This window comes from Pseudomonas sp. MH9.3 (genome assembly GCF_034354675.1).
GTDB lineage: Bacteria > Pseudomonadota > Gammaproteobacteria > Pseudomonadales > Pseudomonadaceae > Aquipseudomonas.
Genome location: NZ_CP133785.1, coordinates 2,016,742 through 2,036,480 on the forward strand (window position 1 = coordinate 2,016,742; position 19,739 = coordinate 2,036,480).

At 63.5% G+C, this 19,739-nt stretch carries 19 protein-coding genes; 16 read left to right on the forward strand and 3 right to left on the reverse strand.

Annotated features, from left to right (window positions below; all coding sequences use genetic code 11):
• Positions 1-144 precede the first annotated feature (144 nt).
• Positions 145-1,848, reverse strand: coding sequence for a bifunctional isocitrate dehydrogenase kinase/phosphatase (gene aceK, locus RHM60_RS08545; protein WP_322214188.1), 1,704 nt, complete (start codon positions 1,846-1,848; stop codon positions 145-147).
• Between the two features lie 321 nt (positions 1,849-2,169).
• On the opposite strand from aceK, the gene RHM60_RS08550 reads away from it, so the two are divergent.
• The 3 genes from RHM60_RS08550 to RHM60_RS08560 all read left to right on the forward strand — a co-directional run bounded on the left by RHM60_RS08550 (position 2,170) and on the right by RHM60_RS08560 (position 6,363).
• The gene (locus RHM60_RS08550) at positions 2,170-3,780 is read left to right on the forward strand and encodes a methyl-accepting chemotaxis protein (RefSeq protein WP_373460629.1); all 1,611 of its coding nucleotides are present in this window, start codon (positions 2,170-2,172) and stop codon (positions 3,778-3,780) included.
• A gap of 64 nt (positions 3,781-3,844) precedes the next feature.
• The gene (locus RHM60_RS08555) at positions 3,845-4,744 is read left to right on the forward strand and encodes a DMT family transporter (protein ID WP_231421505.1); all 900 of its coding nucleotides are present in this window, start codon (positions 3,845-3,847) and stop codon (positions 4,742-4,744) included.
• A gap of 53 nt (positions 4,745-4,797) precedes the next feature.
• Positions 4,798-6,363, forward strand: a complete 1,566-nt coding sequence (locus RHM60_RS08560) for a methyl-accepting chemotaxis protein (protein ID WP_003230455.1) — start codon at positions 4,798-4,800, stop codon at positions 6,361-6,363.
• 96 nt (positions 6,364-6,459) lie between these two features.
• Here RHM60_RS08560 and RHM60_RS08565 read toward each other — a convergent pair whose 3' ends face one another.
• Positions 6,460-7,152, reverse strand: a complete 693-nt coding sequence (locus RHM60_RS08565; protein WP_322214189.1) for an alpha/beta family hydrolase — start codon at positions 7,150-7,152, stop codon at positions 6,460-6,462.
• Positions 7,153-7,464: 312 nt separating this feature from the next.
• Here RHM60_RS08565 and ccoN point away from each other — a divergent pair, with 312 nt between their 5' ends.
• From ccoN to hemN, 12 genes are all read left to right on the forward strand, one after another.
• Positions 7,465-8,907 carry a cytochrome-c oxidase, cbb3-type subunit I gene (ccoN, locus tag RHM60_RS08570; protein ID WP_209983620.1) on the forward strand — a complete coding sequence of 481 codons (1,443 nt, stop codon included), beginning with the start codon at positions 7,465-7,467 and terminating at the stop codon, positions 8,905-8,907.
• Complete coding sequence (gene ccoO / locus RHM60_RS08575) at positions 8,907-9,515, forward strand: cytochrome-c oxidase, cbb3-type subunit II (RefSeq protein WP_231421498.1); 609 nt, start codon at positions 8,907-8,909, stop codon at positions 9,513-9,515. Before ccoN ends, ccoO begins: the two co-directional genes overlap by 1 nt.
• Positions 9,516-9,519: 4 nt before the next feature.
• A complete protein-coding gene (locus RHM60_RS08580; RefSeq protein WP_209983624.1) occupies positions 9,520-9,705 on the forward strand; it encodes a cbb3-type cytochrome oxidase subunit 3 in 186 nt (61 codons plus the stop codon).
• The gene (ccoP, locus tag RHM60_RS08585) at positions 9,702-10,706 is read left to right on the forward strand and encodes a cytochrome-c oxidase, cbb3-type subunit III (protein ID WP_209983625.1); all 1,005 of its coding nucleotides are present in this window, start codon (positions 9,702-9,704) and stop codon (positions 10,704-10,706) included. Before RHM60_RS08580 ends, ccoP begins: the two co-directional genes overlap by 4 nt.
• A 121-nt stretch (positions 10,707-10,827) precedes the next feature.
• Entirely contained in the window at positions 10,828-11,082 is a 255-nt protein-coding gene (locus RHM60_RS08590) for a type II toxin-antitoxin system Phd/YefM family antitoxin (RefSeq protein ID WP_209983628.1), read from the forward strand.
• Positions 11,082-11,492: a type II toxin-antitoxin system VapC family toxin gene (locus RHM60_RS08595; protein WP_322214190.1), complete on the forward strand. Its 411-nt coding sequence runs from the start codon at positions 11,082-11,084 to the stop codon at positions 11,490-11,492. Before RHM60_RS08590 ends, RHM60_RS08595 begins: the two co-directional genes overlap by 1 nt.
• Positions 11,493-11,507: 15 nt before the next feature.
• Positions 11,508-12,911: a cytochrome c oxidase accessory protein CcoG gene (gene ccoG, locus RHM60_RS08600; protein WP_322214191.1), complete on the forward strand. Its 1,404-nt coding sequence runs from the start codon at positions 11,508-11,510 to the stop codon at positions 12,909-12,911.
• Positions 12,912-12,926: 15 nt separating this feature from the next.
• Positions 12,927-13,466 (forward strand): FixH family protein, encoded by a 540-nt coding sequence (locus tag RHM60_RS08605; protein ID WP_209983635.1) that lies wholly within the window; start codon positions 12,927-12,929, stop codon positions 13,464-13,466.
• Between the two features lie 62 nt (positions 13,467-13,528).
• Positions 13,529-15,988 (forward strand): heavy metal translocating P-type ATPase, encoded by a 2,460-nt coding sequence (locus RHM60_RS08610; protein WP_322214192.1) that lies wholly within the window; start codon positions 13,529-13,531, stop codon positions 15,986-15,988.
• 2 nt (positions 15,989-15,990) lie between these two features.
• A complete protein-coding gene (gene ccoS, locus RHM60_RS08615; protein WP_322214193.1) occupies positions 15,991-16,203 on the forward strand; it encodes a cbb3-type cytochrome oxidase assembly protein CcoS in 213 nt (70 codons plus the stop codon).
• Complete coding sequence (locus tag RHM60_RS08620) at positions 16,196-16,879, forward strand: sulfite exporter TauE/SafE family protein (protein WP_322214194.1); 684 nt, start codon at positions 16,196-16,198, stop codon at positions 16,877-16,879. Before ccoS ends, RHM60_RS08620 begins: the two co-directional genes overlap by 8 nt.
• 102 nt (positions 16,880-16,981) lie before the next feature.
• On the forward strand, positions 16,982-18,364 hold the full coding sequence (gene hemN / locus RHM60_RS08625; protein ID WP_322214195.1) for an oxygen-independent coproporphyrinogen III oxidase: 1,383 nt from the start codon (positions 16,982-16,984) through the stop codon (positions 18,362-18,364).
• A 4-nt stretch (positions 18,365-18,368) separates the two neighbouring features.
• On the opposite strand, the gene RHM60_RS08630 is transcribed toward hemN, so the two are convergent.
• The gene (locus RHM60_RS08630) at positions 18,369-18,836 is read right to left on the reverse strand and encodes a hypothetical protein (RefSeq protein ID WP_209983644.1); all 468 of its coding nucleotides are present in this window, start codon (positions 18,834-18,836) and stop codon (positions 18,369-18,371) included.
• 153 nt (positions 18,837-18,989) lie between these two features.
• Between RHM60_RS08630 and fnr the strand changes: the two genes are divergently transcribed.
• Positions 18,990-19,724 carry a fumarate/nitrate reduction transcriptional regulator Fnr gene (gene fnr / locus RHM60_RS08635; RefSeq protein ID WP_003230424.1) on the forward strand — a complete coding sequence of 245 codons (735 nt, stop codon included), beginning with the start codon at positions 18,990-18,992 and terminating at the stop codon, positions 19,722-19,724.
• Positions 19,725-19,739: the final 15 nt, after the last annotated feature.

The following is a 19,739-nucleotide window of genomic DNA, read 5'->3' on the forward strand; positions in this document are numbered from 1 at the left end:
ACTTTGACGGTCATCTGTTTAGGCGGGGCCGGCAAGTGTGGCAGAAAAGCGGTTGGGAGCGCCAAGCTTCACGCGCGACTCGGGTGTAAACCGAAAACAAATGTGGGAGGGGCTTGCCCCCTCCCACATGGATGTGAGTGCAGTTTATAGCGGGTCCTTGCGCCGATACGGGAACACATCAATCACTTTGCCGGCGCGGATCGCGTCCTGCAGCCCTTTCCAGTAGTCGGCATCGTACAGCTCGCCATGCAGCTCATCGAAGAGCGTGCGCTGGCCGGCATCGGCAAACAGGAACGGCGGGAACTCTTCCGGGAACACGTCCAGCGCGCCGATGGAATACCAGGGCTCGGAGGCCATTTCGTCTTCCGGGGTGCGCGGCGCGGGAATGTGGCGGAAGTTGGCTTCGGTGAGAAAGCATATTTCGTCGTAGTCGTAGAACACCACGCGCCCGTGGCGGGTGACGCCGAAGTTCTTGAGCAACATGTCGCCGGGGAAGATATTCGCCGCCGCCAGTTGCTTGATCGCCAGGCCGTAGTCGTCCAGGGCTTCGCGCACCTGGGCGGGGTTGGCGCGTTCCAGGTAGAGGTTGAGCGGGGTCATGCGCCGCTCGGTCCAGCAGTGGCGAATCAGCACCGTGTCGCCTTGCACCTCAACGGTACCGGCGGCCACCTCAAGCAGCTCGGCCAGGCAGTCGGGCTCGAACTTGCTCCGCGGGAAGCGGAAATCGGCGAACTCCTGGGTGTCGGCCATGCGTCCGACGCGGTCGACGCTTTTGACCAGACGGTATTTCTCGATCACCGTGGCGCGGTTGACGTTCTTTGACGGCGAGAATCGGTCCTTGATGATCTTGAACACGGTGTTGAAACCCGGCAGCGTGAACACGCTCATGACCATGCCACGCACACCCGGGGCCATGATGAAGCGGTCGTCGGTGCTCGCCAGATGGTTGATCAGCGCGCGGTAGAACTCCGACTTGCCGTGCTTGTAGAAACCGATGGAGGTGTACAGCTCGGCGATGTGCTTGCCCGGCAGGATGCGCCGCAGCAAGCCGATGAAGTCAGCCGGCACCGGCACGTCGACCATGAAGTAGGAACGGGTGAACGAGAAGATGATCGACACCTGCGCTTCGTCAGTGATCAGCGCATCGATCTGGATGCCACGTCCTTCGCGGTGCAGCAGCGGGATCACCAGCGGCCATTGTTCGTCGTGGGTGTAGATGCGCCCCACCAGATACGCCCCCTTGTTGCGGTAAAGCACCGAAGAAAACAACTCGACGCTCAGGTCCGGGTCCTTGCAGACCCAGTCCGGCAGGCTCTCGCGCAATTGCGCCTGGAGGCGGCGCACGTCGCCGGACAGGTCGGCGTAGGGCTCGCTGAAACAGAAGTCGGCGAAGACCTGCGCCAGCAGGTCCGACAGGTTCCCGGCCGGCGTGTAGAGGCGGGTCTGCGCCGCCCTCGCCTGGCGCTGGCTTGGCCGCGTGGTGTGGATGAACATGCAGGCGTCGCTGATCAGGTCATGGCTGAAGAGGCCGCAGAAGATCGAGTTGTACCAGGTCTCGGCCAACTCATCGTCGACGCGCAGGTCGATCAGGCCGATATAGGCGCTCTTCACCTGGGGCCAATTGCTGCTCTGCAGCAACACAGCACTGTCGAAACCTGCCCGCAGGCGCGCCGTCACTTCGGCCACTTTCTCTTCATACAGGTTGATCCGCGCTGCCGACGCCGCCTGCCCCTGCTGCCACTGGGCCTTTTCGAAACGTTCACGGGCGCCATCGGTGATCCGGCGAAAGTGCTCACGGTAATCGTCGAAGCCGTCAAGCAGGGTGCGGGCAATGGCGAGGGCGGACATGGGAGAAACCTCCACTATTTTCAGTTTTTTTATTCGACCGAGCGGTCAGTAACTGCACGACAAATCCCTACTCTCAGACTCGGATTTTTTATCTGTACGCCTTTAACGGCACCGTCTGGCGCGTTTGACAGGGAAAACCTGCCCGGCTCATCCGGCCCCTAACAAATGTAACCGTGCTGATACACCGTAAGGGAAACCCTGATTACCACGTTAATGGCGCTTTGATATATAGCCCGCGCCCTCCCAGCCTGACAAGGTCACAAGACCGATCCGGGAGCAGGTTTCAACCCCCCGAGGAGCAGTGAGATGTCGTTGAGGAACATGAGGATTGGTCTGCGTGCCAGTCTGAGTTTTGCCGTATTGGCCAGCCTGCTGGTGATTGTCGGCCTGTTCGGCCTGGGGCAGATGGCCGAACTGCGCGAAAGCGCGCTGATCATCGAGCGCTCGTGGATGCCGAGCATCGAAAACGCCCATGAAATCGCCGCCACCGTGGCCGGCATTCGCCTGGAGGCGCTGCGCTTCGTTACCACCGATGAATCACGCATCCGCGACACCAGCCGAGGCCTGATCACGCGCAATACCGGTCAGCTCAAGGCGTTGCTGGCCAGCCATGAGAGCCTGCCGAGCAACGACGACGAGCGCGCGCTGCTGCAACAGGTCAACACTGCGGTGGCGAGCTACATGGGGACCATCGGCCAGATGATCAGCCTGGTGGACAAGGAACAGCAACAAGACGCCATCGACCTGGTCACCAGCCGCCTGGCGCCCCTGGGCAATGCCCTCAACCAGCACCTGGAGGCCTTGATCAACTTCAACAAGCGGGGTGTCGAAGCGGCGGCCGACTCGGCAGCGCAGGTGTATGCGCGTGCGCGCTGGATTGTCGGCCTGATCATCGTCGTCGCGCTGGTCGCCACGTTGCTGCTGGCCTGGCTGCTCACCCGCAGCATCACCACGCCGCTGGGCCAGGCGCTGGCAGTGGCGCGCACCATCGCCGCCGGCGACCTGAGCCAGCCCGTGACCGTGCACGGTCGCGACGAGCCGGCGCAACTGCTGGCCGCCCTGGCCAGCATGCAGACGCAATTGCAGGGCACCCTGCGCGGCATCAGTGAGTCGGCGCAGCAACTGGCCTCGGCGGCCGAAGAAATGAGTTCGGTAATGGCGCAGAGCACACGTGGCCTGCAGGCGCAAAACGATGAAATCGAACAGGCCGCCACCGCCGTCACCCAGATGAGCGTCGCCGTGGACGATGTGGCCAACAACGCGGTGTCCAGCGCCGAAGCGTCGCAGGCCTCGGACGAGGACAGCAAGCACGGCCACCACCAGATCAGCCAGACCATCAGCGCGATCCAGAGCCTGGTCGACGAAGTGCTCGGCGCCTCGAACAAGGCCGAAGGCCTGGCCGCCAAGGCGCAGGACATCAGCAAGGTGCTCGAAGTAATCCGTGGCATCGCCGGGCAAACCAACCTGCTGGCACTCAACGCCGCCATTGAAGCCGCCCGCGCAGGCGAAGCCGGACGCGGCTTTGCGGTGGTCGCCGATGAAGTACGCTCGCTGGCGCAACGCACCCAGGCCTCTACCGAAGACATCGAGCAGATGATCACCAGCATCCAGCAAGGCACCCAGGACACCGTCGGCGCACTCAACAGCAGCGCCGAACACGCCGGTCATACCCTGCAGCGGGCCAACAACGCCGGCAACGCGCTGGCGAAAATCACCGCGTCCATCTCGCAGATCAACCAGCGCAACCGCGTGATCGCCAGCGCCGCCGAGCAACAGGCGCTGGTGGCCCGTGACGTCGACCGCAGCCTGGTGAACATTCGCGCCCTGTCGACTCAGACCGCCGCCGGCGCCAGCCAGACCTCGGCCGCCAGCCAGGAACTGTCGCGCCTGGCCGTGGACCTCAATGGGCTGGTGACGCGGTTCGTCGTTTAATTAGCGATTGTGTCAGGCAGGCCGCTGGGCAACACTCGCGGCCTTATCAAGGTAGGAATGTGCTGTGAGACCTGTCGACACCCTGTACCTGCTGGGCCTGGCTGCCATCTGGGGCGCGAGCTTTCTGTTCATGCGCATCATCGCGCCGGAAATCGGCAGTGTGCCGACCGCGTTTTTCCGCGTGTCGATCGCCGCCGCCGGCCTGCTGGTGATTCTGGCGCTGATGCGCGTGCGCTGGGATTTCCAGGGCAAGTTCAAAACCGTGCTGCTGCTGGGCGTAATCAACTCCGGGATCCCCGCCACGATGTACTCGGTGGCCGCCCAGGTGCTGCCGGCGGGTTACTCGGCGATCTTCAACGCCACCACGCCGCTGATGGGCGTGTTGATCGGCGGGTTGTTCTTCAGCGAACGCCTGACCCCCTCGAAATTTGCCGGGGTATGCCTGGGCCTGTTCGGTGTGGGTGTGCTGACCCGCGCCGGCCCGGTGGCGTTTGACCTGCCCTTGCTGATGGGCGCGCTGGCGTGTCTGCTGGCCACCACCTGCTACGGGTTTGCCGGGTTTCTCGCGCGGCGCTGGCTGGATCGCCAGGGCGGGCTGGACAGCCGTCTGTCCGCCTTGGGCAGCATGCTCGGCGCCACCCTGTTTCTGTTGCCGCTGTTCGCCTACAGCGCCATCAGCCATCCCCCGGCGAGCTGGGGCGGCTGGCAGGTGTGGACGTCGCTGCTGGGGTTGGGACTGGTGTGCACGGCGTTTGCCTACGTCCTGTACTTTCGCCTGCTGACCGCCATCGGCCCGGTGAGGTCGATGACCACGACCTTTTTGATCCCGCCGTTCGGCGTGCTGTGGGGCGCGCTGCTGCTGGATGAGCCGTTGTCGATGGCCCACGTGTATGGCGGCGTGTTGATTGGCGGGGCATTGTGGCTGGTGCTGCGGCCACCGCGGATTGTTGCAAAAAGAATCTAAATAAACCTCCGATACGGCCGATAACCCCCGAAAGCCTCACGGATTGAACTGCCATGCGTAATAACCAGCCCGTTACCCAGCGCGAACGTACCTTCCCTGCCCAGCAACGGTTGATCTCCACCACAGATGCCAAAGGGGTTATCACCTACTGCAACGACGCTTTCGTCGAAATCAGTGGGTTCAGCCATGACGAACTGATGCGCGCACCGCACAACCTGGTGCGTCACCCGGACGTTCCGGCGGCCGTCTTCGCGCACATGTGGACCACGCTCAAACAAGGCCTGCCATGGATGGGCATCGTCAAGAACCGCTGCAAGAGTGGCGATCACTATTGGGTCAACGCCTATGTGACGCCGGTCTTCGATGGCAGCCAGGTGATCGGCTACGAGTCGGTGCGCGTCAAGCCCACCGCCGAACAGATCCGCCGCGCCGAAGCGCTTTATCAACGCATCAACCAGGGCAAGTCGGCGATTCCGCGGCGCGACAAATGGCTGCCGGTGTTGCAGGACTGGTTGCCGTTCATCCTGGTGAGCCAGTTGAGCTTCATGATCGGCGTATCGCTCAATTCCCACTGGGGCTTCGCCCTGGCGGCCGGGTTGTCGGTGCCGTTGGGGCTGCTGGGCCTGCGCTGGCAGCAGCGCGGCCTCAAGCGCTTGCTGCGCCTGGCCGAGCAGACCACCTCAGACCCGTTGATCGCGCAGATGTACACCGACAGCCGTGGCGCCCAGGCGCGTCTGGAAATGTCGATCCTCAGCCAGGAAGCCCGTTTGAAGACGTGCCTTACGCGCTTGCAGGACACTGCCGAACACTTGAACGCTCAGGCGCTGCAATCCAACACCTATGCGCATAACAGCTCCAGCGGCCTGGAACGCCAGCGCGTGGAAACCGAGCAGGTGGCCACGGCCGTCAACCAGATGGCGGCGACCACCCAGGAAGTGGCCAGCCACGTGCAGCGCACGGCGGACGCGACCCAGGAAGCCAATCGCCTGACCGGTCGCGGTCGCGACATCGCCGGGGAAACCCGCGAGGCGATTCAGCGCCTGTCGGTGGCGGTGGGCGAAACCGGCGTGACCGTGACCCAGTTGGCCAAGGACAGCGATGAAATCGGCGGCGTGGTCGACGTAATCAAGGGTATTGCCGACCAGACCAACCTGCTGGCACTGAACGCCGCCATTGAAGCGGCGCGTGCCGGTGAGATGGGCCGGGGGTTTGCCGTGGTGGCGGACGAAGTGCGCCAACTGGCGCAGCGCACCACCGAGTCCACCGGGCAGATCCATGCCCTGATCGCCAAGCTGCAACAGACCGCCAACGCCGCCGTGCAGACCATGGACGCCGGGCGCCGTCAGGCCGAAGAAGGCGTGACGCGGGTGACGGAAGCGGACCAGGCACTGGTCGGCATCAGCGAAGCGGTGGCGCACATCACCGACATGACCACCCAGATCGCCGCCGCGACCGAAGAGCAAAGCTCGGTGGCCGAGGAGATCAGCCGCAATATCAGCACCATTGCGTTGCTGGCGGACCAGACCTCGGAGCAGGCGATGAACTCGGCGCAGTTGAGCGAAGAGCTGACCCATACGGCCAATTCCCAGTATTCGCTGGTGGAGCGTTTCAACCGGTAATCGCTATCGGGAGCAAGCCCCCACCTTTACAGTGTTCACCAATGGAAATGTGTGAACCCAATCAAAGGTGGGAGGGGGCTTGCTCCCGATGAGGCCTTAACAGCCACCGAGAAACTCTGCCACCTTCACCGCCGCAGCCTCCAGATGCTGCTCATGACTGAACCCCGACGCCTTCAACGGCTTCAAGTCATGGTCCGCCGCCACCAGCCACATCACCTCGATGCTCGGCGACAACGCATACCCCTCCACCGCCGCCCGATTGCCCAGCGCATCGCGCTCGCCCTGCACGATCAAGCTCGGCGTCTTCAACCCGGCCAAATGCTCGACCCGTGGTTTCTCCGGCTTGCCCACCGCATAGAACGGATACCCCAGACACACCAGCCCGTCGGCCGCCAATTCATCGGCCAGCAAACTGGCCATGCGCCCGCCCATAGACTTGCCGCCAATCGCCAGTTTGCCGCCGACATGGCGTCGCACCTCGGCATATACCTCCCGCCAGGCCTCCAGCAGTTTCGGCGCCGGGTTCGGCGGACGTTTGCCGCCGTCCAGCCGACGCTGGGCCATGTAGGGAAACTCGAAACGCAATACGTTGACGCCATGCCCGGCAAGGCGTGCAGCCATGTCGCTCATGAAGCTGGAGTCCATCGGCGCGCCGGCGCCATGGGCCAGCATCAATGTGACCGCCTCACCTGACGCGCCTTGAGCGGCGGCATCCCACAACCAGCCGCGTTCCCGCACACAGTGTGCCCACTGATCCCCGTCAATACTTGCCTTGTGCTGTTTGCCCACGCTTGCCTCGCTATTCAATCGGTCTGTCGCTCATGAACATTACCGTGTAAGTACCGCCTGTCACCACCTGGAGGCCCCCACAACACCGCTCCTGCGACGCCGGATTTGCGTGCAGGACAGGCCCGGAAATATTCCTGTCCACTTGATCAGCTTTCAATTTAGGATATTGTCCCTACACTGAGCACGGAAAAGCCGCAGAATCTGGCGTTCAACCTGGTTGATGGCGGTGATCACGTGCGTTGCAATGGCCTCTCGCTTTCTCCATACTGCGGCCGCTTTATCTATAAAAATACTAAATCGTGGAACCCCGGAATGAGCACAGCAATCAGCCCGACTGCTTATAACTACAAGGTCGTCCGTCAGTTCGCCATCATGACGGTGGTCTGGGGCATCCTCGGCATGGGGCTCGGCGTATTCATCGCCTTGCAGCTGGTCTGGCCGCAATTGAACTTCGACCTGCCCTGGACCACCTTCGGTCGCCTGCGCCCGCTGCACACTAATCTGGTGATCTTCGCCTTCGGTGGCTGCGCGTTGTTCTCCACCTCCTATTACGTGGTGCAGCGAACCTGCCAGGCGCGCCTGATCAGCGACAGCCTCGCCGCATTCACCTTCTGGGGCTGGCAAGCGGTGATCATCGGCGCCATCGTCAGCCTGCCGCTGGGCTACACCACCACCAAGGAATACGCTGAACTGGAATGGCCGATCGCGATTTTGCTGGCAATCGTGTGGGCGGCCTACGCAACGGTGTTCTTCGGCACCATCGTCAAGCGCAAGACCCGGCACATCTACGTTGCCAACTGGTTCTACGGTGCGTTCATCCTGGTGACGGGGATGCTGCACATCGTCAACCACGCATCGTTGCCGGTCAGCCTGTTCAAGTCCTACTCGGCCTATGCCGGCGCAACAGACGCGATGATCCAGTGGTGGTACGGGCACAACGCCGTCGGCTTTTTCCTCACCACCGGTTTCCTCGGGATGATGTACTACTTCGTGCCCAAGCAGGCCGAACGCCCCATTTATTCCTATCGCCTGTCCATCGTGCATTTCTGGGCGCTGATCACCCTGTACATCTGGGCCGGCCCCCACCACCTGCACTACACCGCATTGCCCGACTGGGCGCAGTCCCTGGGCATGGTGATGTCGATCATCCTGCTGGCCCCCAGCTGGGGCGGCATGATCAACGGCATGATGACCCTCTCCGGCGCCTGGCATAAGCTGCGCACCGACCCGATCCTGCGCTTTCTGGTGGTGTCGCTGGCGTTCTACGGCATGTCGACGTTCGAGGGGCCGATGATGGCGATCAAGACCGTCAACGCGCTCTCCCACTACACCGACTGGACCATCGGCCATGTCCACGCCGGCGCCCTGGGCTGGGTGGCGATGATCTCCATCGGCTCGCTTTACCACATGATCCCCAGGCTCTACGGCCGCACGCAGATGCACAGCATCGCGCTGATCAACAGCCACTTCTGGCTGGCCACCATCGGCACCGTGCTCTACATCGCCTCGATGTGGGTCAACGGCATCACCCAGGGCCTGATGTGGCGGGCGATCAACGATGACGGCACGCTCACCTTCTCCTTCGTGCAAACGCTGCAGGCCAGCCATTCGGGCTATATCGTGCGGGCCGTGGGTGGAGCGATCTTTGCCAGCGGCATGCTGCTGATGGCCTACAACGTCTGGCGCACCGTGCGCGCCTCGGACCCGGCGCAAGCCGAAGCCGCCGCCGCCATCGCCGTTGCGGGAGCGCACTGATGAAGCATGAAGTCGTCGAGAAGAATATTGGCCTGCTGGCCTTCTTCATGGTCATTGCCGTGAGCATCGGCGGGCTGACCCAGATCGTCCCGCTGTTTTTCCAGGACGTGACCACCAAGCCCATCGAAGGCATGAAGCCGCGCAGCGCGCTGGAGCTGGAAGGCCGTGACGTGTACATCGCCAACGGTTGCGTGGGTTGCCACTCGCAGATGATCCGGCCGTTCCGCGCCGAAACCGAACGTTACGGCCATTACTCGGTGGCTGGCGAAAGCGTGTGGGACCACCCATTCCTGTGGGGCTCCAAGCGCACCGGGCCGGACCTGGCGCGGGTCGGCGGGCGTTACTCGGATGACTGGCACCGCGCGCACCTCTACAACCCGCGCAACCTGGTGCCGGAGTCGAAAATGCCGGCGTATCCGTTTCTCGTCGAAAACATACTCGACGGCAAGGACACCGCGAAGAAGATGCAAGTGCTGCGCACCCTGGGCGTGCCCTACACCGACCAGGACATCGCCGGCGCGGCCGCCGCCGTCAAGGGCAAGACCGAAATGGACGCACTGGTGGCCTACCTGCAAGGCCTGGGCACCCTCATCAAGAGCAAACGGTGATCGCATGGATATCGGGATGATTCGTGGCCTTGGCACCCTGGTGGTGATGGTGGCCTTCATCGGCCTGGCGTTGTGGGTGTTCAGCCCACGGCGCAAGGCCGAGTTTGACGAGGCAACCCTGCTGCCTTTCGCCGACGACCCGCAAGCGCTCCAGCAGGTCGAGCAAGCCGCCAGGGATGACAAGCAATGAGCACGTTCTGGAGCCTCTACGTCAGCGTCCTCAGCCTGGGCACTCTGTTCGCCATCACCTGGCTGCTGCTGTCGACCCGCAAGGGCCAGCGCAGCGAGCAGACCGAGGAAACCGTCGGTCACTCGTTCGACGGCATCGAGGAGTACGACAACCCGTTGCCCAAATGGTGGTTCATGCTGTTCATCGGCACCCTTGTCTTCGCCCTCGGTTACCTGGCGCTGTACCCGGGCCTGGGCAATTGGCAGGGCCTGCTGCCGGGCTACAACTACCTCGACAACGACCGGCAGACGCCCTTCGCCAACGGCAAGACCGGCTGGACCTCCGTGCATGAATGGGAAAAGGAAATGGCCCAGTCGCAGGCGAAGTTCGGCCCGATCTTTGCCACATTCGCCGCGATGCCGATCGAGGACGTGGCCAGGGACCCGAAGGCCTTGAAGATGGGCGCTCGCCTGTTCGCCTCCAATTGCTCGGTGTGCCACGGTTCCGATGCCAAGGGCGCCTACGGCTTCCCCAACCTGGCCGACGCCGACTGGCGCTGGGGCGGCACGCCTGACGCCATCAAGGCGTCCATCCTGAAAGGCCGCCAAGCGGTGATGCCGGGCTGGGCCGCCGTCATCGGCGAGCAAGGCGTGGCCGACGTGGCAGGTTTTGTGCTGAGCAACCTCGACGGCCGCACACTGCCCGAAGGCACCAGGGCCGACGTGGCCAATGGCGCGAAACTGTTCGCCGCCACCTGCACGGCCTGCCACGGCCCGGCCGGCAAAGGCAACCCCGCCATGGGCGCGCCGGATCTGACACACCCGGGTGCATTCATCTACGGATCAAGCTTCGCCCAGTTGCAGCAAACCATCCGCCACGGCCGCCAGGGCCAGATGCCGGCGCAGGAGCAACTGCAGGGCAATGACAAGGTGCATGTGCTGGCGGCGTATGTGTACAGCTTGTCCCATGGGGATGAGAAGACTGAGGAGCACGCCAAGTCCGTCGAGGCCCCCGCGCAGTGAACGCTGGGCAGGACTGTGTTTTTTCTGCTCTGGACAGAGACCGCTGGTAGCCTCGGGCTTGCTCGTCACACAGCCAAAGTAGTAACGTGACTACATTAATTTCAAGAAAGGGGAATGCCCCATGACTATCACGACGATCTCCAGCCGCGAATTCAATCAGGACACAAGTGGTGCCAAAAAAGCAGCCCGCCAGGGACCGGTTTTCATCACCGATCGCGGCAAGCCTGCTCATGTGCTGCTAAGCATTGAGGACTACCAGAAACTGACAGGTCTCAACGCCGATATCGTTGACCTGTTGGTGATGCCGGAAGCGGCCGATATCGACCTCGAAACCAGGCGCGCCGTGATCACTCATCGACCTGTGGACCTCTCTTGATGTATTTGCTCGACACCAATGTCATCTCCGAACTTCGTAAACCCCGGGCAGACGCGAACGTGGTCGCCTGGGCCAAAAGCATTATCGCTACGCGCATGTTCATCTCGGCGATCACCTTAAAAGAGCTGGAAACCGGCGTACTGCGCATGGAGCGACGAGACCCGGCGCAGGGCAAGGTGTTGCGTACCTGGCTCAAGCGCCACGTGATGCCGGCATTCGATGCCAGAATCCTGCCCGTTGACGCAGCCGTGGCATCGCGTTGCGCCAACCTGCATGTGCCTGACCAGGCCAACGAGAGTGATGCATTGATTGCCGCGACTGCGTTGGTACATGGACTCACGGTGGTCACCCGTAACATCAGTGACTTCCAATCCAGCGGCGTTCCACTGATCAATCCATGGGACCAATGACCGGCCGATGCCATGATGAGCAACCAGATACCGGTACATGACGTCACCCCGCCCGGGAAAACCGTTGATCTCTACGCGTCACGAGAGAAGATCTACACACGCGCTTTCACCGGCCTGTTTCGCACTGTGCGCATGCTCGGCGGCGGCGCATTGCTGCTGCTGTATTTCGGCACGGTGTGGCTCGATTGGGGTGGCCATCAGGCGGTGTGGTGGAACCTGCCGGAGCGCAAGTTCTTCATTTTTGGCGCCACCTACTGGCCCCAGGATTTCATCCTGCTGTCGGGCATCCTGATCGTCGCGGCGTTTGGCCTGTTCTTCATCACCGTGTACGCCGGGCGCGTGTGGTGCGGCTATACCTGCCCACAAAGCGTGTGGACGTGGATGTTCATGTGGTGCGAGAAAATCACCGAGGGCGACCGCAACCAACGCATCAAGCTGGACCAGGCGCCGATGAGCGCCAGCAAATATCTGCGCAAGTTGGCCAAGCACACGCTGTGGTTGTTGATCGGCCTGGCTACCGGCCTGACCTTCGTCGGTTACTTCTCGCCGATCCGAGAGCTGGTGGTGGAGTTCTTCAGCGGCCAGGCCGATGGCTGGGCGTATTTCTGGGTCGGTTTCTTCACCCTTGCCACCTACGCCAATGCCGGCTGGTTGCGCGAGCAGGTGTGCATCTACATGTGCCCTTATGCGCGCTTTCAGAGCGTGATGTTCGACAAGGACACCCTGATCGTGTCCTACGACCCGCGCCGTGGCGAAGTCCGTGGCCCGCGCAAAAAAGACAGCGACCACAGGGCCCAGGGCCTGGGCGATTGCATCGACTGCACGATGTGCGTGCAGGTGTGCCCTACCGGTATCGACATCCGCGACGGCCTGCAAATCGAATGCATCGGCTGCGCCGCCTGTATCGACGCCTGCGACAGCGTCATGGACAGGATGGACTATCCGCGCGGGCTGATCAGCTACACCACCGAGCACAACCTGTCCGGGCAGAAAACCCACACACTGCGCCCGCGCCTGATCGGTTACGCAGGGGTGTTGCTGGCGATGATCAGCCTGCTGGTGGCGGCATTCCTCCTGCGTCCGCTGGTGAGCCTGGATGTGAGCAAGGACCGTGTGCTGTTCCGCGAAGACGCCGAAGGCCGCATCGAAAACGTCTACAGCCTGAAGATCATGAACAAGGACCAGCGCGACCACCTCTACCTGCTCAGTGCCACCGGCCTGCCCGACCTCAAGCTGCAAGGCCGGCGTGAAATCAGGGTGGCCGCCGGTGATACCGTCAGCCTGCCGGTAGGCCTGTCGAGCGCGCCGCAGCAGTTGCCGTCGAGCACCAACGAAGTGACATTCATCCTGACGGACGTCGATGACGCCGGCGTCCGGATTGAAGCCGGCAGCCGATTCATCGGCTCGCCCGTTCGATAACCAGAGAACCGAACCATGCCCCCAGCCACTGCCGCAAGCCCCTGGTACAAGCACCTCTGGCCCTGGATCATCATTGCGATCCTCGCCTGTTCGGTGACGCTGACCCTGTCCATGGTGACCATTGCGGTGAACAACCCGGACAACCTGGTCAACGACAATTACTACGAGGCCGGCAAGGGCATCAACCGCGCCCTGGACCGTGAACGCCTGGCCCAGACCCTGCAACTGCGCGGCAAGCTGCACCTGGACGAACTGACCGGTGAAGTCGAGCTGCGCCTCACCGGCTACAGCAACCCGAACACCCTGCAACTCAACCTGATTTCCCCGACCCAGCCGCAGAAGGACCGCAGGATCAACCTGACCCGCAGCGACAGCGAACCGGGCCGCTACATCGGCCAGGTGACCGACAGGGTCGAGGGCCGGCGCTTCGTCGAACTGCTGGGGGTGGAAGGCAACCAGACCTGGCGCCTCTTCGAAGAAGAAGACGTCAGCCACGACAAGGACCTGCTGCTGGGTGATGAACCGCTGCAGGGCGCCGAGGAGCTGAAGCAATAAAAACGCACGCCTCGCTCAAAATGCTCGCACAGAGGCCCTCCCAGCCACCCCAGATACCAACCATGACCAGCCCCTGCTACCACTGCGCCCTGCCCGTTCCAGCCGGCAGCCGCTTCACCGCGATGATCCTTGGCGAGCGCCGCGAGCTCTGTTGCCCGGGCTGCCAGGCTGTGGCCGAAGCCATCGTGGCCGGTGGGCTGCAACATTATTACCAGCACCGCAGCGAAGCCTCGGCCAACCCCGACACCCTGCCGGTGCAATTGCTGGACGAGCTGGCGCTGTACGACCGCGCCGATGTGCAAAAACCTTTCGTGCGCCACGACGGCGACCTGGCCGAAACCACCCTGCTGATGGAAGGCATCAGTTGCGCGGCCTGTGGCTGGCTGATCGAAAAACACCTGCGCCACCTGCCCGCCGTGGCCGAGGCGCGGCTAAACCTGTCCAACCACCGGCTGCACCTGCGCTGGGCCGACGAGCAAGTGCCGCTGAGCCGGCTGCTCAGTGAGTTGCGCCATATCGGCTACGCCGCCCACCCGTATCAGGCCGACCGCGCCGCCGAGCAACTGGCCGGCGAAAACCGCCTGGCCCTGCGCCGACTCGGCGTCGCCGGCCTGCTGTGGTTCCAGGCAATGATGGCCACCATGGCGACCTGGCCGCAATTCAATGTCGACCTCAGCCCCGAGCTGCACGTGATCCTGCGCTGGATCGCGATGTTCCTGACCACACCCATCGTGTTCTACAGCTGCGCGCCATTCTTCAACGGCGCGATGCGCGATTTGCGCACGCGCCACCTGACCATGGACGTGTCGGTGTCCCTGGCGATTGGCGGCGCGTACCTGGCCGGCATCTGGACCGCTGTCACCGGCACGGGCGAGTTGTATTTCGACGCGGTGGGCATGTTCGCGCTGTTCCTGCTGGCCGGGCGTTACCTGGAACGTCGCGCCCGGGAGCGCACCGCTGCCGCCACTGCGCAACTGGTCAACCTGTTGCCCGCTTCGTGCCTGCGCCTCAAGCATGACGGCCAGAGCGAACGTATCCTGCTGTCCGAGCTGGCCCTGGGCGACCGTGTGCTGGTGCACCCCGGCGCGGTGCTGCCGGCCGACGGCGTGATCCTCGAGGGCCAGTCGAGCATCGATGAATCCCTGCTGACCGGCGAGTACCTGCCACACCCCCGGCAAGTCGGCGACAGCGTGACGGCCGGCACGCTCAACGTCGACGGCGCGCTGACCGTGCAGGTGCGCGCCCTGGGCCACGACACGCAACTGTCCGCCATCGTGCGCCTGCTGGAACGCGCCCAGGCGGAAAAGCCACGCCTGGCGCAGTTGGCCGACCGCGCCGCACAGGGGTTCCTGCTGGGTTCATTGATAGCCGCCGCCATGATCGGTCTGCTGTGGTGGCAGCTCGACGCGTCGCGGGCATTCTGGATCGTGCTGGCGATGCTGGTAGCGACCTGCCCGTGCGCCTTGTCGCTGGCCACGCCAACGGCGCTCACCGCCGCCACCGGCACGCTGCACAGCCTCGGCCTGCTGCTGACACGCGGCCATGTGCTCGAAGGCCTGAACCAGATCGATACGGTGATTTTCGACAAGACCGGCACCCTCACCGAAGGTCGTCTGACCCTCAACGCCATCCGGCCTCTGGGCGAACTGAACAGCGACCAATGCCTGGGCCTCGCCGCCGCCCTGGAAAACCGCTCCGAGCACCCGATTGCCCGCGCATTCGGCCGGGCGCCGCTGCCCGCCGTTGACGTGCGCAGCGCTGCGGGCCTGGGGCTGGAAGGTCGTGTGGGTGAACGCCTGCTGCGCATCGGCCAGCCTGCATACGTGTGTGAACTCAGCGGTTGCCCGCCGCCCGCCGCGCCGGAGCAAACCGGGCAATGGCTGCTCTTGGGCGACCGCGGCGGCGCGCTCGCGTGGTTCGTGCTCGACGACCGCCTGCGCAGCGATGCGCCAGCGCTGCTCGCAGCGTGCAAGGCACGAGGCTGGCGCACGCTGCTGCTGTCGGGGGACAGCTCGCCGATGGTCGCCAGCGTCGCCGCAGCGTTGGGCATTGACGAAGCCCGCGGCGGCCTGCGCCCGGATGACAAGTTGCAGGTGCTGCAACGCTTGCACGCGCAGGGTCGCAAGGTGCTGATGCTCGGCGACGGTGTCAACGATGTGCCCGTACTGGCCGCCGCCGATATCAGCGTGGCCATGGGCTCGGCCACGGACCTGGCGAAAACCAGCGCCGACGCGGTATTGCTGAACAACCGCCTGGACGCTCTGGTGCAGGCGTTCAGCCTGGCACGGCGGACCCGCCGGGTGATCATTGAAAACCTGCTGTGGGCCGGTCTGTACAATGGCCTGATGCTGCCGTTCGCCGCGCTGGGCTGGATCACGCCGCTCTGGGCGGCAATCGGCATGTCCGTGAGTTCGTTGACCGTGGTACTCAACGCCCTGCGCCTGACACGCCAGCCGGGTGCGCCCTTCACGCCCTTTGCCAAACCGCCCGTTGCCGGCCTGAGCCGCGCAGGCCTGGAGTAGCGATGCCAGCTCTTTACATAATGATTCCGGCGGCGCTGCTGTTAGTGGGCGCGGCGATCTACCTCTTTTTCTGGGCAGTGGACAGCGGCCAGTACGACGACCTCGACGGCCCGGCCCACAGCGTGCTGTTCGACGATCAGGACGCGAACCACCTCGCCGCTATCGACGAGGCCAATCCACCGCAGCAACCGCCCAGGGATCCGCCCCATGCTTGACCTGGCGCCGCTGCTGATCTCCGCGCTGATCCTAGGCCTGCTGGGTGGCGGCCATTGCCTGGGCATGTGCGGCGGGCTGATGGGTGCGCTGACCCTGGCGATTCCCCGCGAGCAACGCAACCGCCGTTTTCGCCTGCTGCTGGCGTACAACCTGGGGCGCATCCTCAGCTATGCCTGCGCCGGACTGCTCATCGGCCTGGCCGGCTGGGCGGTGGCCAACAGCCCTGCGGCGATGGTCATGCGCGTACTGGCCGGTGGACTGCTGATCTGCATGGGCCTGTACCTCGCCGGTTGGTGGAGCGGCCTCACCCGCCTCGAAAACCTGGGCCGTGGCCTGTGGCGGCATATCCAGCCGCTGGCCAACCGCCTGCTGCCGGTGTCGAGCCTGCCGCGTGCCTTACTGCTCGGCGCACTCTGGGGCTGGTTGCCGTGCGGGCTGGTCTACAGCACCTTGCTGTGGGCAGCGAGCCAGGGCAATGCGGCCCACAGCGCAGTGCTGATGCTGGCTTTCGGCGTGGGCACTTGGCCTGTGCTGCTGGCCACAGGCCTGGCGGCGGAGCGGGTCACCGCATTACTGCGCCGGCGCAGGGTGCGCGTGGCCGGTGGCGTGCTGGTGATGTTGTTCGGCGTCTGGACCCTGCCGGGCCCGCACCAGCACTGGCTGATGGGGCATTAGTCAGCCTGTGGCACAGCGCCACTCCCCGTTGATGCAAATCAACATGCCTGCCCCGCCCTGCCCCTAGACTCCGCCCATCAGCCTATCCGGGGGAGCGCCCGCATGCTCGACGCCATTTGTTGGGACACCGATCTGATTCACCGCTACGACCTCGCCGGGCCGCGCTACACGTCCTACCCCACCGCCGTGCAATGGCACAACCAGGTCGGCGCCTTCGAGCTGTTGCACGCGCTGCACGACAGCCGCAAGGCCGCGCGACCGCTGTCGCTGTATGTGCACGTGCCGTTCTGCGCCAACATCTGCTACTACTGCGCCTGCAACAAGGTGATCACCAAGGACCGTGGCCGCGCCAGGCCCTATCTGCAAAGCCTGACGCAAGAGATCGAGAAGGTGGCCTGCCACCTCGGCCCAAAACAGGTGGTGGAGCAGCTATATCTGGGCGGCGGCACTCCGACCTTTCTCAGCCACGACGAACTGCGCCAGATGATGGGCAGCCTGCGCCGGCACTTCCATCTGCTGGATGACGACTCGGGCGACTACGGCATCGAGATCGACCCGCGCGAAGCCGATTGGGCAACCATGGGCCTGCTGCGCGAGCTGGGGTTCAACCGGGTGAGCATCGGCCTGCAGGACCTCGACCCGCACGTGCAGCGCGCGGTCAATCGCCTGCAAAGCCTGGAGCAAACGCGCGCGGTGATCGACGCGGCACGCACCCTGCAGTTTCGCTCGATCAATATCGACTTGATCTATGGCTTGCCCGAGCAGTCGCCGCTGAGTTTTGCCCACACCGTGGAGGAAGTCATCCGACTGCAACCGGACCGCGTGTCGGTGTTCAACTACGCGCACCTGCCGGAGCGCTTCATGCCCCAGCGGCGCATCAACAGCGATGACCTGCCCACCCCGGCCGCTAAACTGTTGATGCTGCAAACCAGCATCGAGCAGTTGACCCAGGCTGGCTACCGCTACATCGGCATGGACCATTTCGCCCTGCCGGACGACGAACTGGCCAGCGCCCAGGAAGACGGCACCCTGCAACGCAACTTCCAGGGCTACACCACCCACGGACACTGCGATTTGATTGGGCTGGGGGTGTCGGCGATCAGTCAGATAGGCGACCTGTACTGCCAGAACACCAGCGACCTCGGCGTCTACCAGAACGCGCTGGCGGGTGCGCAACTGGCGACCTGCCGTGGGCGGCTGTGCACCCCGGATGATCGACTGCGGCGCGAGGTGATCCAGCAGTTGATCTGCCATTTTCAGCTGGAGTTCGAGTGCATCGAGCGGGCGTTCACCCTCGACTTTCGCGGCTATTTTGCCGCGCTGTGGCCGCAGTTGCAGACCATGGCCAGCGACGGCCTGATCAAGCTCGACGCCCAGGGCATCCGCGTACTGCCGGCCGGGCGCCTGCTGGTACGCTCGCTGTGCATGCTCTTCGATGCCTACCTTGCGCAGCAGAACCGGCAGCAGTTTTCGCGGGTGATCTGAAGCGTTACTTAGACGCCAGGCTCATGGCTTCCATCTGCGCGTCGGCAGGCTGGTCCTTCATGGCCTTGCCCAACTGCATCTGCACCATGGTCAGGCTGGCCTGCAACGTGGCGATGCTCGCCTGCAGGTTGGCGACCCGCGCCTGACGCGCCTCGGGTGTCATCGAATTGTCGGACTGGGCGGCAGCGACTTCGGCCTGCTTATCGGCGATCTGCTTTTTCAGTTCGCGGATCATTTTCAGTAGCTGTTTGACCGGGTCGGTCTGACTGCTGTTATCGATGTCCTTGTTCGAGTCGGTTTTGGCGGCACGAAAGCCGGCATTGGAGATCGACACGCTCACACCCTCGGTCACCTTGGTCTCACTGACAGGTTTTTCGTCGTCGCGCGCCGCTTCTGCCGCCGGGTTTTTCCTGAGGTCCGGCACCGTGGGAATGTTCACACTGGAAGGATTGAGGCCACCGATGGAAGACATGATCCGGGTCCTGATTGAATGAGATAGGCCTTTGTATCGGCACCGATACACGAACCTTTACAGCGTCGGCGCCGTTTTGTACGCGCTGGCCTCACCTACCCTCGGTGCGTTACCCTTACGTCTTATGTGTGATTTCCCACAAGGATTTAAGAAATGCCTGAGCCAGTCAAACTGCGCGCTCACAGCCAGGCTCACTGCAAGGATTGCAGCCTGGCCCCCCTCTGCCTGCCACTTTCGTTGAATCTGGAAGACATGGATGCGCTGGACGAGATCGTTAAACGCGGGCGCCCGCTGAAGAAAGGCGAGTTTCTGTTTCGCCAGAGCGACCGGTTCGATTCCGTCTACGCAGTACGCTCGGGCGCGTTGAAAACCTTCAGCCTGAGCGGCAGCGGCGAAGAGCAGATCACCGGATTTCACCTGCCCAGCGAACTGGTCGGGCTGTCAGGCATGGACACCGAGATGCACCCGGTGTCAGCCCAGGCGATGGAGACCACCTCGGTGTGCGAAATCCCCTTCGAGCGCCTGGATGAACTGGCCTTGCAACTGCCGCAACTGCGCCGCCAGTTGATGCGCGTGATGAGCCGCGAGATTCGTGACGATCAACAGATGATGTTGCTGCTGTCGAAGAAAACCGCCGACGAGCGCATTGCCACCTTCCTGGTCAACCTCTCGGCGCGCTTTCGCGCCCGTGGGTTCTCGGCCAACCAGTTCCGCCTGAGCATGTCGCGCAATGAAATCGGCAACTACCTGGGCCTCGCGGTGGAAACCGTGTCCCGGGTATTCACGCGTTTTCAACAGAGTCAATTGCTGGCCGCCGAGGGCAAGGAAGTGCACATCCTCGACCCGATCCAGCTGTGCGCGCTGGCCGGCGGCTCCCTGGAAGGCTGATCCAGACACCTGCGG

Coding starts and splice junctions, on each gene's coding strand:
- aceK (WP_322214188.1), bottom strand. CDS start 1,848: ATGTCCGCCCTCGCCATTGCCCGCACCCTGCTTGACGGCTTCGACGAT.
- RHM60_RS08550 (WP_373460629.1), top strand. CDS start 2,170: ATGAGGATTGGTCTGCGTGCCAGTCTGAGTTTTGCCGTATTGGCCAGC.
- RHM60_RS08560 (WP_003230455.1), top strand. CDS start 4,798: ATGCGTAATAACCAGCCCGTTACCCAGCGCGAACGTACCTTCCCTGCC.
- ccoN (WP_209983620.1), top strand. CDS start 7,465: ATGAGCACAGCAATCAGCCCGACTGCTTATAACTACAAGGTCGTCCGT.
- ccoO (WP_231421498.1), top strand. CDS start 8,907: ATGAAGCATGAAGTCGTCGAGAAGAATATTGGCCTGCTGGCCTTCTTC.
- RHM60_RS08580 (WP_209983624.1), top strand. CDS start 9,520: ATGGATATCGGGATGATTCGTGGCCTTGGCACCCTGGTGGTGATGGTG.
- ccoP (WP_209983625.1), top strand. CDS start 9,702: ATGAGCACGTTCTGGAGCCTCTACGTCAGCGTCCTCAGCCTGGGCACT.
- RHM60_RS08590 (WP_209983628.1), top strand. CDS start 10,828: ATGACTATCACGACGATCTCCAGCCGCGAATTCAATCAGGACACAAGT.
- RHM60_RS08595 (WP_322214190.1), top strand. CDS start 11,082: ATGTATTTGCTCGACACCAATGTCATCTCCGAACTTCGTAAACCCCGG.
- ccoG (WP_322214191.1), top strand. CDS start 11,508: ATGAGCAACCAGATACCGGTACATGACGTCACCCCGCCCGGGAAAACC.
- RHM60_RS08605 (WP_209983635.1), top strand. CDS start 12,927: ATGCCCCCAGCCACTGCCGCAAGCCCCTGGTACAAGCACCTCTGGCCC.
- RHM60_RS08610 (WP_322214192.1), top strand. CDS start 13,529: ATGACCAGCCCCTGCTACCACTGCGCCCTGCCCGTTCCAGCCGGCAGC.
- ccoS (WP_322214193.1), top strand. CDS start 15,991: ATGCCAGCTCTTTACATAATGATTCCGGCGGCGCTGCTGTTAGTGGGC.
- RHM60_RS08620 (WP_322214194.1), top strand. CDS start 16,196: ATGCTTGACCTGGCGCCGCTGCTGATCTCCGCGCTGATCCTAGGCCTG.
- hemN (WP_322214195.1), top strand. CDS start 16,982: ATGCTCGACGCCATTTGTTGGGACACCGATCTGATTCACCGCTACGAC.
- RHM60_RS08630 (WP_209983644.1), bottom strand. CDS start 18,836: ATGTCTTCCATCGGTGGCCTCAATCCTTCCAGTGTGAACATTCCCACG.
- fnr (WP_003230424.1), top strand. CDS start 18,990: ATGCCTGAGCCAGTCAAACTGCGCGCTCACAGCCAGGCTCACTGCAAG.